The 13,848-nt window shown below is 43.6% G+C and carries 13 protein-coding genes; 10 read left to right on the top strand and 3 right to left on the bottom strand.

All coding sequences use genetic code 11. The features are described from left to right. Positions 1-72 precede the first annotated feature (72 nt). Positions 73-777 (top strand): winged helix-turn-helix domain-containing protein, encoded by a 705-nt coding sequence (locus tag AC1DE7_RS09675; RefSeq protein WP_477534237.1) that lies wholly within the window; start codon positions 73-75, stop codon positions 775-777. 109 nt (positions 778-886) lie between these two features. Here AC1DE7_RS09675 and AC1DE7_RS09670 read toward each other — a convergent pair whose 3' ends face one another. After that, positions 887-1,387 carry a C40 family peptidase gene (locus AC1DE7_RS09670; protein WP_253509110.1) on the bottom strand — a complete coding sequence of 167 codons (501 nt, stop codon included), beginning with the start codon at positions 1,385-1,387 and terminating at the stop codon, positions 887-889. A gap of 296 nt (positions 1,388-1,683) precedes the next feature. Beyond that, positions 1,684-2,325 carry a thiamine diphosphokinase gene (locus AC1DE7_RS09665; protein ID WP_339282944.1) on the bottom strand — a complete coding sequence of 214 codons (642 nt, stop codon included), beginning with the start codon at positions 2,323-2,325 and terminating at the stop codon, positions 1,684-1,686. Between the two features lie 182 nt (positions 2,326-2,507). Between AC1DE7_RS09665 and AC1DE7_RS09660 the strand changes: the two genes are divergently transcribed. Further along, a complete protein-coding gene (locus tag AC1DE7_RS09660; protein WP_036613646.1) occupies positions 2,508-3,209 on the top strand; it encodes a trimeric intracellular cation channel family protein in 702 nt (233 codons plus the stop codon). Between the two features lies 1 nt (position 3,210). Then, positions 3,211-3,681, top strand: a complete 471-nt coding sequence (locus AC1DE7_RS09655) for a low molecular weight protein-tyrosine-phosphatase (protein ID WP_339282943.1) — start codon at positions 3,211-3,213, stop codon at positions 3,679-3,681. Positions 3,682-3,846: 165 nt separating this feature from the next. Here AC1DE7_RS09655 and AC1DE7_RS09650 read toward each other — a convergent pair whose 3' ends face one another. Continuing rightward, positions 3,847-4,581: an alpha/beta hydrolase gene (locus AC1DE7_RS09650; protein WP_100527393.1), complete on the bottom strand. Its 735-nt coding sequence runs from the start codon at positions 4,579-4,581 to the stop codon at positions 3,847-3,849. A gap of 256 nt (positions 4,582-4,837) precedes the next feature. On the opposite strand from AC1DE7_RS09650, the gene pdhA reads away from it, so the two are divergent. The 7 genes from pdhA to AC1DE7_RS09615 all read left to right on the top strand — a co-directional run bounded on the left by pdhA (position 4,838) and on the right by AC1DE7_RS09615 (position 13,812). Then, positions 4,838-5,905, top strand: coding sequence for a pyruvate dehydrogenase (acetyl-transferring) E1 component subunit alpha (pdhA, locus tag AC1DE7_RS09645; protein ID WP_017688072.1), 1,068 nt, complete (start codon positions 4,838-4,840; stop codon positions 5,903-5,905). A 101-nt stretch (positions 5,906-6,006) separates the two neighbouring features. Beyond that, positions 6,007-6,984 (top strand): alpha-ketoacid dehydrogenase subunit beta, encoded by a 978-nt coding sequence (locus tag AC1DE7_RS09640; protein ID WP_036613653.1) that lies wholly within the window; start codon positions 6,007-6,009, stop codon positions 6,982-6,984. Positions 6,985-7,160: 176 nt separating this feature from the next. Further along, on the top strand, positions 7,161-8,480 hold the full coding sequence (locus tag AC1DE7_RS09635; RefSeq protein ID WP_036673829.1) for a dihydrolipoamide acetyltransferase family protein: 1,320 nt from the start codon (positions 7,161-7,163) through the stop codon (positions 8,478-8,480). Positions 8,481-8,483: 3 nt separating this feature from the next. Then, the gene (gene lpdA, locus AC1DE7_RS09630; RefSeq protein ID WP_036613658.1) at positions 8,484-9,899 is read left to right on the top strand and encodes a dihydrolipoyl dehydrogenase; all 1,416 of its coding nucleotides are present in this window, start codon (positions 8,484-8,486) and stop codon (positions 9,897-9,899) included. Between the two features lie 477 nt (positions 9,900-10,376). Continuing rightward, the gene (gene thyA, locus AC1DE7_RS09625; protein ID WP_076328531.1) at positions 10,377-11,171 is read left to right on the top strand and encodes a thymidylate synthase; all 795 of its coding nucleotides are present in this window, start codon (positions 10,377-10,379) and stop codon (positions 11,169-11,171) included. Positions 11,172-11,221: 50 nt separating this feature from the next. Continuing rightward, a complete protein-coding gene (locus AC1DE7_RS09620; protein WP_036613663.1) occupies positions 11,222-11,710 on the top strand; it encodes a dihydrofolate reductase in 489 nt (162 codons plus the stop codon). 614 nt (positions 11,711-12,324) lie between these two features. Beyond that, entirely contained in the window at positions 12,325-13,812 is a 1,488-nt protein-coding gene (locus AC1DE7_RS09615) for a glutamate synthase subunit beta (protein WP_036673826.1), read from the top strand. Positions 13,813-13,848 lie beyond the last annotated feature (36 nt).

The following is a 13,848-nucleotide window of genomic DNA, read 5'->3' as shown; positions in this document are numbered from 1 at the left end:
ATTTTACGGCATGCTATCTGTACCAACCATTGCTGCGAGCAGTGGGGATAGAGACAGGCCGGGTGAAAAAGAGTGAAAACAGCCATTTTGCTGATTGGAGCAGGAGAGCAGGTCAGCCTTATTCAGGATGTTTTATGTAGCGAAGGGTATGAGGTGCAACGAATGGAGTGGTCTGAACTAAACCAATCCGTCGAGCCTTCGTTGTTGCATATTAACCTGATCATCCTGGTAGACCGGGAAGAGGGGACGAAACATTGTGGCAAGGATCAGAAATTAGAATTAAAACGATGGTTAGATAAAGGTCAGGTTATACCTCTACTGGTTATTACTTCAATTGCATCTCCTCAGTTCATCGTGGAATGGCTGGATTATGGAGCTAATGACGTGATGGAGGAACCGATCCACATGACCGTAATGCTTGCCAGAATACGAAACTTATTGCGTGTTTTTGCGAATGCAACACCAGAGGGCGAAGAAGTAATTGTAGTTCATGATCTTAAAGTGAATTTGCGTTCAAGACGGGTAAATCGTGCGGGTGAATACCTGACATTAACACCAAAAGAGTACGAATTGCTGGAATTTCTGGCCCTGCATGTGAATGAAGCATGTACTCGGAGTGATATTTTGCGGGAAGTATGGGGATATGAGTATGCGATGGATACCAACGTTGTGGATGTGTATATCAAACATCTGAGGGTTAAGGTGGATAAGGGAAGAAGTGTGAAACTGATTCATACTGTGCGTGGGATCGGTTATATGTTGCATGATAAAAATTAGATTACTAGGTTAGTTCCATGAATCACCAGTTTAAAGTGTGGCAAAAAGAGGGTAAAAATAAAAGACCGGATAATACCCCCGGTCCTTACTCATTAGCTATGATGTGAATCTAAAGTACACGACGAGCTTTAACATACGTTCTCTTCCAAGTACCAGAGTCCAGATCAGAGAGGGTTACGCCTGGAGATCCGTACGTATGCAGAATCTTACCATTTCCCGCATAAACGCCTACGTGAGTGACATTGGAACCGGTAGAACGGCTACCACTGGAGAAGAATACCAGGTCGCCGACACGCAGATTAGCTTTAGACACAGCTTTACCTTCTTTGGATTGTTTCACGGAAGTGCGCGGCAAATCTACACCATACTTTTTGAAAATATATTTCATAAAAGAAGAGCAGTCAAAAACCTTGGTTGTTGAAGTTGAAGCACCAAATTTATATGGAGTTCCAGTGAATTTTTTGCCATAGTTAACAATTTGTTGACCTGTGGATACAGAAGCAGTTGCTGCCTGTGCAACAGGTGCGTTAGTCATTAATACAGCTCCAAAACCTAGTGTAGCGCACAACCCGACGGTTACGGCCTTTTGGACAAAGATGTTTGTTTTCATGTTAGTTAGTACCTCCAAAATTCGTTTTCGTTAAGTTGCTAGAGCGAGTATAACAGCTTTGTAACAGCCTAGAAATTGGATAGGGGAGTATAATCCCTTGCGCCACAATGGTTTGGGTATGTTTATTAAAATATGATTAAAAATGTCAAAAAATTAATCATTGACGGATGAAGAATAATGATGAAACAACAAAGACCCTTGAATATCAAGGGTCTTTATTATGTGTGAACCTATTTTCTTCATTGAATCACTGGTTACAAAAACGTAATAAATAACTATATAGCATTCGAATAGATTCAATCTTTGCTCTGAATAATCAGTAATAAGCCGCTATCGATAGTGACTGTACCGGAGGAGCCTAAGAGCTGGTTGCTTACACCCAAGGATTGTCCCATGCGAATGGTGGCTTGATCTAGTGGATACATAAAACCATCTAGAGTTATTCCTGCAACTTCATGAGTCAAGGGGAGCAGAGAAACATATTTATAGTCACGGTGCTCAACCACAGCTTTAGATGTGGTCAGTGTCATGTAGTTGTGCTTGTCCTGAATGGCACAGGAGATATGATGCTGCATCGCGCGAACCATGATATGTACATTGGCGAGTGTGTGATCCATACGTGTACCTGTAGCACCTAACATTAAGATGTGAGAAGGTTCGTAATCTAGCGCTGTCTCAAAAGCCATTTCTGTATCAGTAAGATCTTTGTGAACAGGGTCGCATGTAATGAACCGAATGCTATTGTTACTTACAATGATACGTTCCTCTTCATTAATGGAGTCGAAGTCACCAACTGAAATGTGTGGCTGAATGCCGTGTTCAATTAAAAATAATGCACCGCGATCGGCCGCGATGATCATATCATCTTCTCGTATTTCCTGAAGTAATTCTACAGATAAGTTTCCGCCTGTAAAAATAATAATCCGTTTCGCTGTCATTTTATTTCATCCTTCCTAATTCAGAGAAAAATAGTTCATAGTCCAAATCTAATGTTGGAACCTGTACAAATATATTCACCAAACCAGTATAATCCACAAAATGTGGTTGCACAATTTAAGTGCTCGCGGATACAATGGGTAGAGCGACATGGAGATGACTTGAAAAGTGAGGTTTGAACAGGTTGGACTTACACATTTTTGAAGTATTCAGCATTATAGGCACTATCGCATTTGCAATGTCCGGCGCTTTCGTGGCAATGGAAGAGGAGTATGACATTCTGGGTGTACTAGTGCTTGGACTTGTCACGGCATTCGGAGGCGGGATTATCCGGAATGTACTTATAGGTATACCTGTAACGACACTATGGAGTCAGGGATCACTTATTATGTTAGCCTTAGTATCTGTAGCAATTGCGTTTATATTGCCTCTCAAGTGGATTAGTCACTGGAAGCGAACAGAGGCGTTGTTTGATGCAATCGGACTCGCAGCATTTGCAATTCAAGGGGCGCTGTACGCGGCGAACATGGGACATCCCATTAGCGCAGTTATCGTTGCAGCAGTGATGACCGGTATTGGTGGAGGCGTTATTCGTGATGTGCTTGCTGGACGTAAACCGCTTGTATTGCGTGACGAAATCTATGCTGTATGGGCAATGACAGCCGGTTTTGTTATAGGTATGGGTTGGTTAACAACGAATGCTGGATTATTATTTTGTTTCGCGGCCGTTGTGTTCTTCCGGATGTGCTCTGTACATTATAAATGGAAACTGCCACGTCGTTCGCTCGTACCATCTGAGACCGGAAACGTCAGTCCTCAGCCGGAGAATATTGTGACACAGCCAACATCGTCGGTACTTCAAGGTACGTTAAGTAAGGGGGATTAATATGATTAATGTTTTGTTTGTATGTCTGGGCAATATATGTAGATCACCAATGGCTGAAGCCGTTTTGCGTCACAAAGTCCTGGAGAAGGGGCTTGAACACCAGATTCGTGTGGACTCAGCGGGTACAGGGGACTGGCATGTTGGTAAACCTCCGCATGAAGGGACTCGAAAATTGCTGGATTCGTACCGGATTTCTTATGCCAACATGGCAGCAAGACAGTTCGCCAGCGAAGACTTTACTCAATTTGATTACATTGTGTGTATGGATAATTCCAATGCAGATAATGTGCGCAACGTTCCAGGCGGAGCTGAGGCGGACATCATCAAGTTCATGGACATGCTTCCCGAGGAAAAACTCAGAGAAGTACCTGACCCATATTACACAGGCAATTTTGAAGAGGTGTACGAGCTGGTTAACTCAGGCTGCGATGTTCTGTTGAGTAAGATTGAAGCGGAACATTCCTTAGCCTAAAAAGCAAACGAAATTCATGCTTAATTTGTAATTCGACAAAGAAGCAGGATTAGAGGACTTAAAGTAAGCAGGATATCCTGCTTCTTTTTCAGGTTACAATTGTAAGCGGTATCATTAAAATGAAAAACAATAGCGGCATTTCAGCCGCCTGTTAAAGTGGTCCTTTTATCTTTCCTGGAGAAAATAAAGTAATGCTTCGGGCAATTCCTTCTGCCAAAAACCCCATTGGTGTTTTCCGTCTTTCTCCTGGTAGGAGACGAGGGCACCACGTTTTTCCAGCAATTCTCGAGTATCCCGGTTTAATTGAACGAAATCATACGTACCTGTGTCTGCTTCGAAATCAGTCTCCTGCAAACCAACAATCATCCAGATCGAGAGCCAAGAAAGATCTTCAGCTGCGGCATAGATTTCCTGAGAAGCAGAGTAGAAGGCGCCAGACAGGCTGATCACACGTGTGAACAGATCCGGATATAACAGAGCAAGATGAAGCGAAACACTGCCACCGAGCGAGTCTCCGGCAAGAATGCGTTCCTGCGGAGAACGGCGCACAGGATATTTCTCTTCTATATAGGGAATAATCTCTTCAGCGAAGCAAGCGGTATATGCCTTGAACCGATCTCCAAATGGAGCATATTCCTTCGTTCTCACGGACACATCGACCTGAACCCCTACAATAATGAAAGGTTCGGCTCCTTCGTCCAGAATAATTTGGTTAGCTGTTGTAGCAATTCGTCCGAAATTAAAAAATTCTTCGCCATCCTGACAATATACGACAGGGTAGCTAAGCAATTCGTTATAGCCCGGAGGAAGGTAAATACGGAGCGTTCGCTTCTCTCCAAGATAGCGACTTTCAATCTCTTCCTTCACAATCGTGCGTTTCAAATAGCGGGAATCCGTCATAAAACGTCACCTTTCTCGGTTAATTTTTTGCATTCGACCGCGCAATACGGTAAGATTACCCTTGTGCGGGGTTAGGTCAAACACGCAGTCATGTATTATGCTGTTATACCAATATTAAGCCCCTGTTATACATACAATCCGGCAGGAAACATAAAAAAATTACGGATTTCTTTGACGTATGGAGTGAAACAGGTGTATAATAATATTATAACAGCGGAACTTGATATTCAAATTTTTTGTTGAGGTGAAGAAAAAAATGAGCAAGGTTCCTTATGAAGTGTATACAGAGGATGTAGAAGCTCTGTCCGTGCTGTCTCCTGACGGCGAAATTGTTAACAAAGACATGATGCCTACACTTTCCGATGATCAATTAAAAGAAATTATGTACCGCATGGTATTTACCCGTACTTGGGATGACCGTGCAGTAAACCTGGGCCGTCAAGGTCGTCTTGGTTTCTATGCTCCAGTATCTGGTCAAGAAGCTACAATGGTTGGTAGTGAATTTGCAATTGAAAAAGAAGACTTTGTATGTCCTGGCTATCGTGACATTCCGCAACTCGTATGGCATGGACTTCCTCTTTATCAAGCATTCTTGTACTCCCGTGGACACCAACATGGTGGACAAATTCCAGATGGCGTTAATGTATTGATGCCACAAATCATCATTGGTGCACAAATTCTGCATGCAATGGGTATCGCTATGGGTTACAAATTGAAGAAACAAAAACAAGTTGTTATCACGTACACAGGTGATGGCGGTTCTTCTGAAGGTGACTTCTATGAAGGTCTGAACTACGCTGGTGTATACAAACTGCCTGTTATCTTCTTTGTACAAAACAATGGTTATGCCATCACTACTCCTTTTGCTAAACAAACTGCAGCTCTTTCCATCGCTCACAAAGCGGTAGCAGCAGGTATCAAAGGTGTTAAAGTTGACGGTATGGACATCTTCGCTGTTATCAAAGCTGTTCAGGAAGCTGCTGAGCGTGGACGTAACGGAGAAGGCGCAACATTGATCGAAGCAGTAACTTACCGTTTCCGTCCTCACTCCCTTTCGGATGATGCTTCCAAGTATCGTACAAAAGAAGAAGAGGCAGAATGGTCTGCTAAAGATCCTATCGCACGTTTCGCTAAATATCTGGAGAAAAAAGGTCTTTGGACTGAAGAAGATACAGCACGTGTGAAAGAAGAAGCAAAAGCTAAAGTAAATGAAGAGATCAAAAAAGCGGAAAAAACCGAGAAAATGACGATTTCAGGCTTGATCGACAGCATGTTCGAACAAACGCCTAAGCACTTGGAAGAGCAAAAAGCTGATTTCCAATAAGTTTTTTCCGATAAAGCATAAACATCCGCGACTTTAATGTCCCGGTATACATGTACGAATTCAAATGTGAACTGTCAATGTTTAAGGAGGAAATGAAGCAAATGGCACAAATGAACATGAAAGAAGCAATCCGTGATGCGCTTCGCGTGGAGTTGAAACGTGATCCTAACGTTCTGCTTTTCGGTGAAGACGTAGGTAATGTAGGCGGCGTTTTCCGTGTAACGGAAGGTCTGCAAAAAGAGTTTGGCGAAGAGCGTGTATTTGATACACCACTGGCTGAGTCCGCTATTGGTGGTCTGGCTGTAGGTCTGGGTGTACAAGGCTTCCGTCCGGTTGCTGAGATCCAATTCGTTGGTTTTATCTTCGAAGCCCTTGACCAAATGGTAGTGCAAGCTGCTCGTATGCGTTTCCGCTCCGGTGGAAAATACAATTCTCCAATCGTATTCCGTACACCATTCGGTGGCGGCGTAAAAGCGGCAGAATTGCATACAGATTCCCTGGAAGGTCTGCTCACGCAAACACCAGGTATCAAAGTCGTAATTCCTTCTAACCCTTACGATGCAAAAGGTCTGATGATCGCTTCTATTCGCGATAACGATCCTGTATTCTTCATGGAGCACTTGAACTTGTACCATGCTTTCCGTGCAGAAGTGCCTGAAGAAGATTACGTTGTTGAATTGGGCAAAGCGAACGTTGTTCGTGAAGGTTCTGATGTAACGATCATTACTTACGGTATGATGGTTCACACTTCTGTGAAAGCAGCAGATGAACTCGAAAAACAAGGAATCAAAGTTGAAGTTATCGACCTTCGTACGGTTAGCCCGATCGACATCGATACTATCGTTGCTTCCGTTAAGAAAACAAACCGTGCAATTGTTGTACAGGAAGCTCAAAAGAGCGCAGGTGTTGCAGCTGAAGTCATTGCCCAAATCAATGAAAAAGCAATCCTGCACTTGGAAGCTCCGGTTCTGCGTGTAGCTGGTCCGGACACTGTATATCCATTTGCACAAATCGAAGATACATGGCTGCCTAACCCGGCGCGTATCATTGCTGCGGTTAACAAAGTCGTAAATTTCTAATTTAATCATCTGACATGCCGCAAGGCGCAGTATGGTGATTCACACCGCAGCGCAAGCTGCACTGTAAACAGCCATTAGCCCCTTGAGTAACAGTTATTTGCATTAGCAGTAACAGTTGTTTCTTGGAGTTAAGGGTTGTTTTCAGGATTGAGCACATAATCAAGGAGGTTTTTCAGTTGGCTAAATTTGAATATAAATTCCCTGAATTGGGCGAAGGCCTGCACGAAGGCGAAATCATCAAGATGCACATCAAAGTCGGTGACAAAGTAACTGACGACGACATCATCATGGAAGTACAGAACGACAAAGCGGTTGTAGAAGTACCTTGTCCGGTTAACGGAACAGTTACAGAAGTATTCGCTAAAGACGGTCAAGTCTGCCACGTTGGTGAAGTTGTAGCGATCATCGATGCAGAAGGCGAACTTCCTGAGCAAGACGACGCTCCTGCTGGCGATCAAGGTGAGCAAGAGAAAGATGCAGCTCAAGGCGGAGCTGACACAAGCGGTTCTTCTGCAGCAGCTTCCAGCTCGGATGCAGCTAAAGAAGGCGGCAACAACAGCGTTCCGGCAGTACCTGCCAAAGACGTTCTGGCAACACCAAGCGTGCGTAAATTTGCTCGCGAACAAGGTGTAGACATCGCTCAGGTTAACGGCACTGGCAACAACGGTAAAGTAACCAAAGAAGATGTTGAATCCTTCAAAAACGGTGGCGGTTCTTCCGCAGCGGTATCTTCCGAAGCTCCGGCTCAAGAAGAGAAAAAATCCGCAGCACCAGCAGCTGCAGCTGATCAACACGTTGAAGAAGAGCGCGTACCATTCAAAGGTATCCGTAAAGCGATCTCTAATGCAATGGTTAAATCGGCTTACACAGCACCTCACGTTACAATCATGGACGAAGTGGACGTAACTGAATTGGTTGCTTTCCGTACTCGCATGAAACCAATTGCAGAGAAAAAAGGAACAAAAGTTACTTATCTGCCATTCATCGTTAAAGCACTGGTTGCGGCTTCCCGCCAATTCCCGGCTCTGAACGCTATGATTGATGAAGAAGCTAACGAAATTGTTTACAAAAAATACTACAACATCGGTATCGCTACAGATACAGACAACGGCTTGATCGTTCCTGTTATCAAAGATGCTGATCGTAAATCCATCTGGATGATTGCTGATTCTATCCGTGATCTGGCTGCTCGTGGTCGTGAGGGCAAATTGAGCGCGAATGAAATGAGAGGAAGCACAATCTCCATCAGTAACATCGGTTCTGCTGGCGGTATGTTCTTCACTCCAATCATCAACTTCCCTGAAGTTGCTATTCTCGGAACAGGACGCATCAGCGAAAAAGCAGTGATCAAAAACGGCGAAGTAGTTGCAGCACCTGTAATGGCTCTTTCCCTGAGCTTTGACCACCGTATCATCGATGGCGCAACAGCACAAAACTTTATGAATTACATTAAACAGCTGCTCGCTAACCCTGAGCTGCTTGTTATGGAGGTGTAAGATATGGTAGTAGGCGACGCTTCTCTCAATATCGACACATTAGTAATTGGTGCGGGTCCTGGCGGCTATGTAGCTGCCATCCGCGCTGCTCAACTGGGCCAAAGCGTATTGATCGTAGACAAATCCGAACTGGGCGGTGTTTGTTTGAACCGTGGATGTATTCCATCCAAAGCCCTGATCTCTGCTGCACACCAATATGAGTCTGCACTTCACGGTGAAGCTTTTGGTATCTCTGCTGAGAACGTAAAAGTGGACTTCAGCAAAACTCAAGAGTTCAAAAACGGCGTTGTTAAGAAAATGACTGGCGGCGTAGCTGGTTTGCTCAAAGGCAACAAAGTTGAAGTTTTCAACGGTGAGTGCATGTTCATCAACGAAAACGAAGCTCGTGTATTCAATGACCACGAGTCTCCACGTTACAAATTTAAAAATGCAATTATTGCAACAGGTTCCCGTCCAATCGAACTGAAACCTTTCCCATTTGGTGGACGCATTCTGTCTTCGACAGAAGCTCTGAACTTGCCTGAAGTACCAAAAAGCATGATCGTTATCGGTGGCGGATATATCGGTGCTGAGCTTGGTCAAATGTACTCCAAATTCGGTGCAAAAGTAACAATCATCGAAGGTTTGGATACAGTACTGCCAGGTTTCGATAAAGACATGACTAGCCTCGTGGCTAAAAACATGAAGAAAACAGGCATCGAAATCGTAACGGGTGCAAAAGCTGAAAGTGCTGAGCAAACGGATAAAGATGTAACTGTTAAGTACTCTGTAAATGGTGAGTCCAAAGAAGTAACTGCAGATTACCTGCTGGTAACTGTTGGACGTCGTCCAAACACAGATGGAGAACTGGGTCTCGACATGATTGGTGTTGACGTTGACGAGCGTGGATTTGTCAAAGTTGACCACCAAGGTCGTACCAGCATTCCTCACATCTTTGCTATCGGTGACATCGTATCTGGTCTGGCTCTGGCACACAAAGCTTCTTATGAAGGTAAAGTGGCTGCTGAAGCAATCGCAGGACAACCATCTGTAGTTGACTACAAATGTATGCCAGCTGTTGTGTTCACAGATCCAGAATGTTCCAGCGTAGGTTACACTGAAAAAGAAGCTAAAGAAAAAGGTTACAAAGTAAAAGCAGGCAAGTTCCCTTATGCGGGTAACGGCCGTGCTGTATCTTTGAACCACGCTGAAGGCTTCGTGAAAATCGTAGCTGACGAAGAAAGCGGCCTTGTATTGGGTTGCCAAATCGTAGGTCTGGAAGCTTCCAACTTGATTGCTGAGCTTGGTTTGGCAATTGAGATGGGCGCTACTTTGGAAGATCTGGCTCTCACAATTCACGCTCACCCAACTTTGGGCGAAATCGTGATGGAAGCTGCGGAATTGGTTATGGGTCACCCGATCCACATCATCTCCCGTTAAGATCAACTAAGCTTCGGATCCGTCCGGCATTATACGTATATCAGAAGAGACGAATGACGTTAACGCGTTATTCGTCTCTTTTTTCTGAGCAAGAGTCGAGAAATATAAGATACTCGTGTATGTGATATGATGAAAATTTACACGCTCATAAGTTTCAGTGAATTGATTTTATCCAACAACTCAATTGTGGTACACTGTAGTAATGATCAGTCATGATGTGGCTCCAAGCCAATCACGGTCTATATATTTAGTTAAACTAACCTTTTACACGAGAACGTAGAGAACAGAAAAAACCTGAAGAAGCGGAGCAAAAAGCTTTCTGAAGGAAAGCTGCATCGGAAGCATACGCTTCGCCTTTATCCCCGGATTTTACCTTTGGAAAAGGAGATTAAAAAAATCTGGGGATAACAGCGATCGGAAGGTTGTTCTGTCATCGGAGTGGTAAGTGTAAATATTCTTTAGTGAGGGGATTTCAACATGAAAAACTATCTGGATTTATTGCAGGATATTCTGAACAACGGCGTGCATAAAGGAGACCGTACAGGAACAGGAACACAATCTGTATTTGGCAGACAACTCCGTTATGATCTCTCCGAAGGATTTCCGCTGGTAACAACCAAACGAATTCATCTCAAATCGGTTATTCATGAACTGTTATGGTTTTTGAGTGGCGATACCAATATATCTTATTTGAAAGAAAACGGTGTGAAGATCTGGGACGATTGGGCGGACGAAAATGGGGATCTCGGTCCGGTATACGGCTCGCAGTGGCGCACATGGGAAGCACCAAACGGAGAAAAAATTGATCAGATCTCTGCAGTCATTGATTCGATCAAAAATAATCCGGATTCACGGCGTCACCTTGTCAGTGCATGGAATGTGGCTGAGATCAATAATATGAAGCTTCCACCTTGTCATTTTGCGTTTCAGTTTTACGTTGCAGAGGGTAAATTATCTTGTATGCTTACGATGCGTTCCGTAGATACGTTCCTCGGATTGCCGTTTAATATCGCGAGTTATGCGCTCTTGACTCATATGATCGCCCAGCAATGTGATCTTGAGGTAGGTGATTTCATCTGGTCTGGAGGGGATGTTCATATCTACTCTAACCATGTTGATCAGGTTAAAACGCAGCTGGAGCGTGAACCTTATGCTTTACCTAAGCTGGTAATCAAGCGTAAGCCGGATTCTATTTTTGATTATAAGTTTGAAGATTTTGAGTTTGAGAACTATCAGCATCATCCGGGCATTAAAGCTCCAATTGCAGTCTAATTATGTGTTCAATCTCGACAAGAAACTTGGATTGAAGGAGTGTATTACCCTTGAGTATTGAATTGGTATGGGCAATGGGGGAGAACGGTGTGATTGGATTAAATAATTCGATTCCATGGCGTTTACCCAAGGATATGGCCTTTTTCAAACAACGTACGCTGAACAAAACAATTATCATGGGACGTAATACGTGGGAATCTTTTGGTGGTAAGCCGCTTCCTCAGCGTCGTAATATCGTAGTGACAAGAGATCTGAACTACAAGGTGGAACAGGCTGAAATTGTACATACGATTGAAGAGGGGCTGAGTGTAACCAAAGGTGAGGAACTGTGCGTAATTGGGGGTTCCCAAGTGTATCGTGAGTTCCTGCCACTTGCAGATCGTCTTGTGGTGACCAAAATTCATGAGAATTTTGAGGGAGATACGTTTTTCCCTGAAGTGGATTGGTCCGAATGGGAACTGATTGAACAGATTGAAGGCGAACAGGATGAAAAAAATGTTCATGCGTATACATTTGAATTTTACGAACGTAAACGGTAAATGTGGCATAAGAAATTCCTGACTTCGGTCGCATTTGTATGATGAGAGGCGCTGATTGCGAAATATTCGTGAACAGCGTCTTTTCTTTATAAAAAAATGAGTCACTTGTTTAAACTGGGATACATATAACATTAATATAACATGAGTAATTGGTATTTATGTATATTATACATACGGCCAAGCATTAAACAGTAAAAAAGTGTAAAAGTTTTGAAGTTTTAACGTTGTGAAGCCCTAAAACAGGTCTGATATTCGGAATTGAGAACGATTTATAGCAAAATATGTTGAATTTGATGACAAATTATCTGACATTCACTTAACGTTTCGACCTTTTATTTCTTTAACACACACCAGATTTCGCAGTTCAAAACCACATTTAACACCAAATAAGGGTATTGACCATGGGTAGACTTGAAAGATATGATGTATAAAATACAAATAATTATGCGGATAATCCATTTAATATTCAGCACAGTAAATGCTACTATAATTGAAATATCTTCGAGAAGATTTTGTGATACAATAGACAAAAACTCAAGTAATGAGTAATCCATTTCATATAGAACCATGCACATGAAGGGATTAAGACAAGAACGGATGGGGGAAAACGTAAGATGTCTACACCTACTGGATTTATGGAATACAAACGTCAACTGCCAACAGATCGTGAGCCAGCGGAGCGGATTAAGGATTGGGAAGAGTTTCATAAACACATGGCTGAAGAAGAGCTCAGAACACAAGGTGCACGATGCATGGATTGTGGTACCCCGTATTGCCATACAGGTATAGATATGATTGGTGGCACGTCAGGTTGCCCCGTGCATAACCTGATTCCAGAATGGAATAATCTTGTATATCGCGGACTGTGGAGAGAAGCACTTGAGCGCCTTCACAAAACGAATAATTTCCCAGAGTTTACAGGTCGCGTCTGTCCAGCTCCTTGCGAAGGATCATGTACAGTTGGCTTAATTGGTCAGCCTGTAACCATCAAAACGATTGAAGAAGCAATTATTGAAAAAGGTTTCGAAGAAGGATGGGTCGTTCCCCAACCTCCTGAAAAACGTACGGGTAAACGTGTAGCTGTGGTAGGCTCAGGTCCAGCGGGATTAGCTACTGCGGCTCAGTTAAATAAAGCAGGACACTCGGTAACCGTATATGAGCGTTCGGACCGTGTCGGCGGATTGCTGATGTACGGTATCCCAACGATGAAATTGGATAAAAACGTAGTTCAACGTCGTGTTGATCTGCTCGAAGCAGAAGGCATTCAATTCATTACGAACACCGAGATTGGTAAAGATATCGCAGCACAACAACTGGTGGATGAATATGACGCTGTTGTATTGTGCGGTGGTGCAACGAAGCCGCGTGAATTCAATATTGAAGGCAGCGACTTGAAAGGCGTTCATTACGCAATGGATTTCCTGAATGGCAGCATTAAGAGTTATCTGGACTCCAATCTGGAAGATGGTCAATATCTGTCCGCTAAAGATAAAGATATTATCGTCATTGGTGGCGGTGATACAGGATCTGACTGTGTGGCTACATCGCTGCGCCATGGTTGTCGTACGATCACTCAATTCGGTACGCATACACAAGCGCCTATGGAGCGTGATCGCATTAATAATCCTTGGCCACAATTCCCGAACGTATACACACTTGATTATGCGCAAGAGGAAGCCAAAGCGTTGTTTGGTCAAGATCCGCGTGAGTTCTCCATCATGACAACGAAATTTGTCGGAGACGATGAGGGGAACCTCAAAGAATTGCATACAGTACAGATCGAGCGTATTGTGGATGAGACTGGTCGCAAGATTTATCAGCCGATTCCAGGTACAGAGCGTGTATTCCCGGCTCAGATGGCCATGATTGCCATTGGTTTTGATGGACCGGAACAAACGTTGGTAGAGCAACTGGGACTTGCAACAGATCGTCGCACAAACGTTAAGGCACGTTACGGCAAATACAACACCAATGTGGATAAAGTATTTGCAGCAGGTGACATGCGTCGTGGTCAAAGCTTGGTTGTATGGGCGATTAATGAAGGCCGTGAGGCTGCTCGTGAAGTGGACAAATACTTGATGGGTGCTTCGGTTCTGGTGTAAAGTATAGAATAAGATATCAATGACAACCTTCGCGAT

Source organism: Paenibacillus sp. 10L310 (assembly GCF_056395745.1).
This window is presented reverse-complemented; position numbering and strand designations above follow the sequence as displayed.

What these genes read in the sequence shown, in the direction of transcription:
- AC1DE7_RS09670 (WP_253509110.1), bottom strand. Translation starts at nt 1,387, where the DNA reads ATGAAAACAAACATCTTTGTCCAAAAGGCCGTAACCGTCGGGTTGTGC.
- AC1DE7_RS09665 (WP_339282944.1), bottom strand. Translation starts at nt 2,325, where the DNA reads ATGACAGCGAAACGGATTATTATTTTTACAGGCGGAAACTTATCTGTA.
- AC1DE7_RS09655 (WP_339282943.1), top strand. Translation starts at nt 3,211, where the DNA reads ATGATTAATGTTTTGTTTGTATGTCTGGGCAATATATGTAGATCACCA.
- AC1DE7_RS09650 (WP_100527393.1), bottom strand. Translation starts at nt 4,581, where the DNA reads ATGACGGATTCCCGCTATTTGAAACGCACGATTGTGAAGGAAGAGATT.
- pdhA (WP_017688072.1), top strand. Translation starts at nt 4,838, where the DNA reads ATGAGCAAGGTTCCTTATGAAGTGTATACAGAGGATGTAGAAGCTCTG.
- AC1DE7_RS09640 (WP_036613653.1), top strand. Translation starts at nt 6,007, where the DNA reads ATGGCACAAATGAACATGAAAGAAGCAATCCGTGATGCGCTTCGCGTG.
- lpdA (WP_036613658.1), top strand. Translation starts at nt 8,484, where the DNA reads ATGGTAGTAGGCGACGCTTCTCTCAATATCGACACATTAGTAATTGGT.
- thyA (WP_076328531.1), top strand. Translation starts at nt 10,377, where the DNA reads ATGAAAAACTATCTGGATTTATTGCAGGATATTCTGAACAACGGCGTG.
- AC1DE7_RS09615 (WP_036673826.1), top strand. Translation starts at nt 12,325, where the DNA reads ATGTCTACACCTACTGGATTTATGGAATACAAACGTCAACTGCCAACA.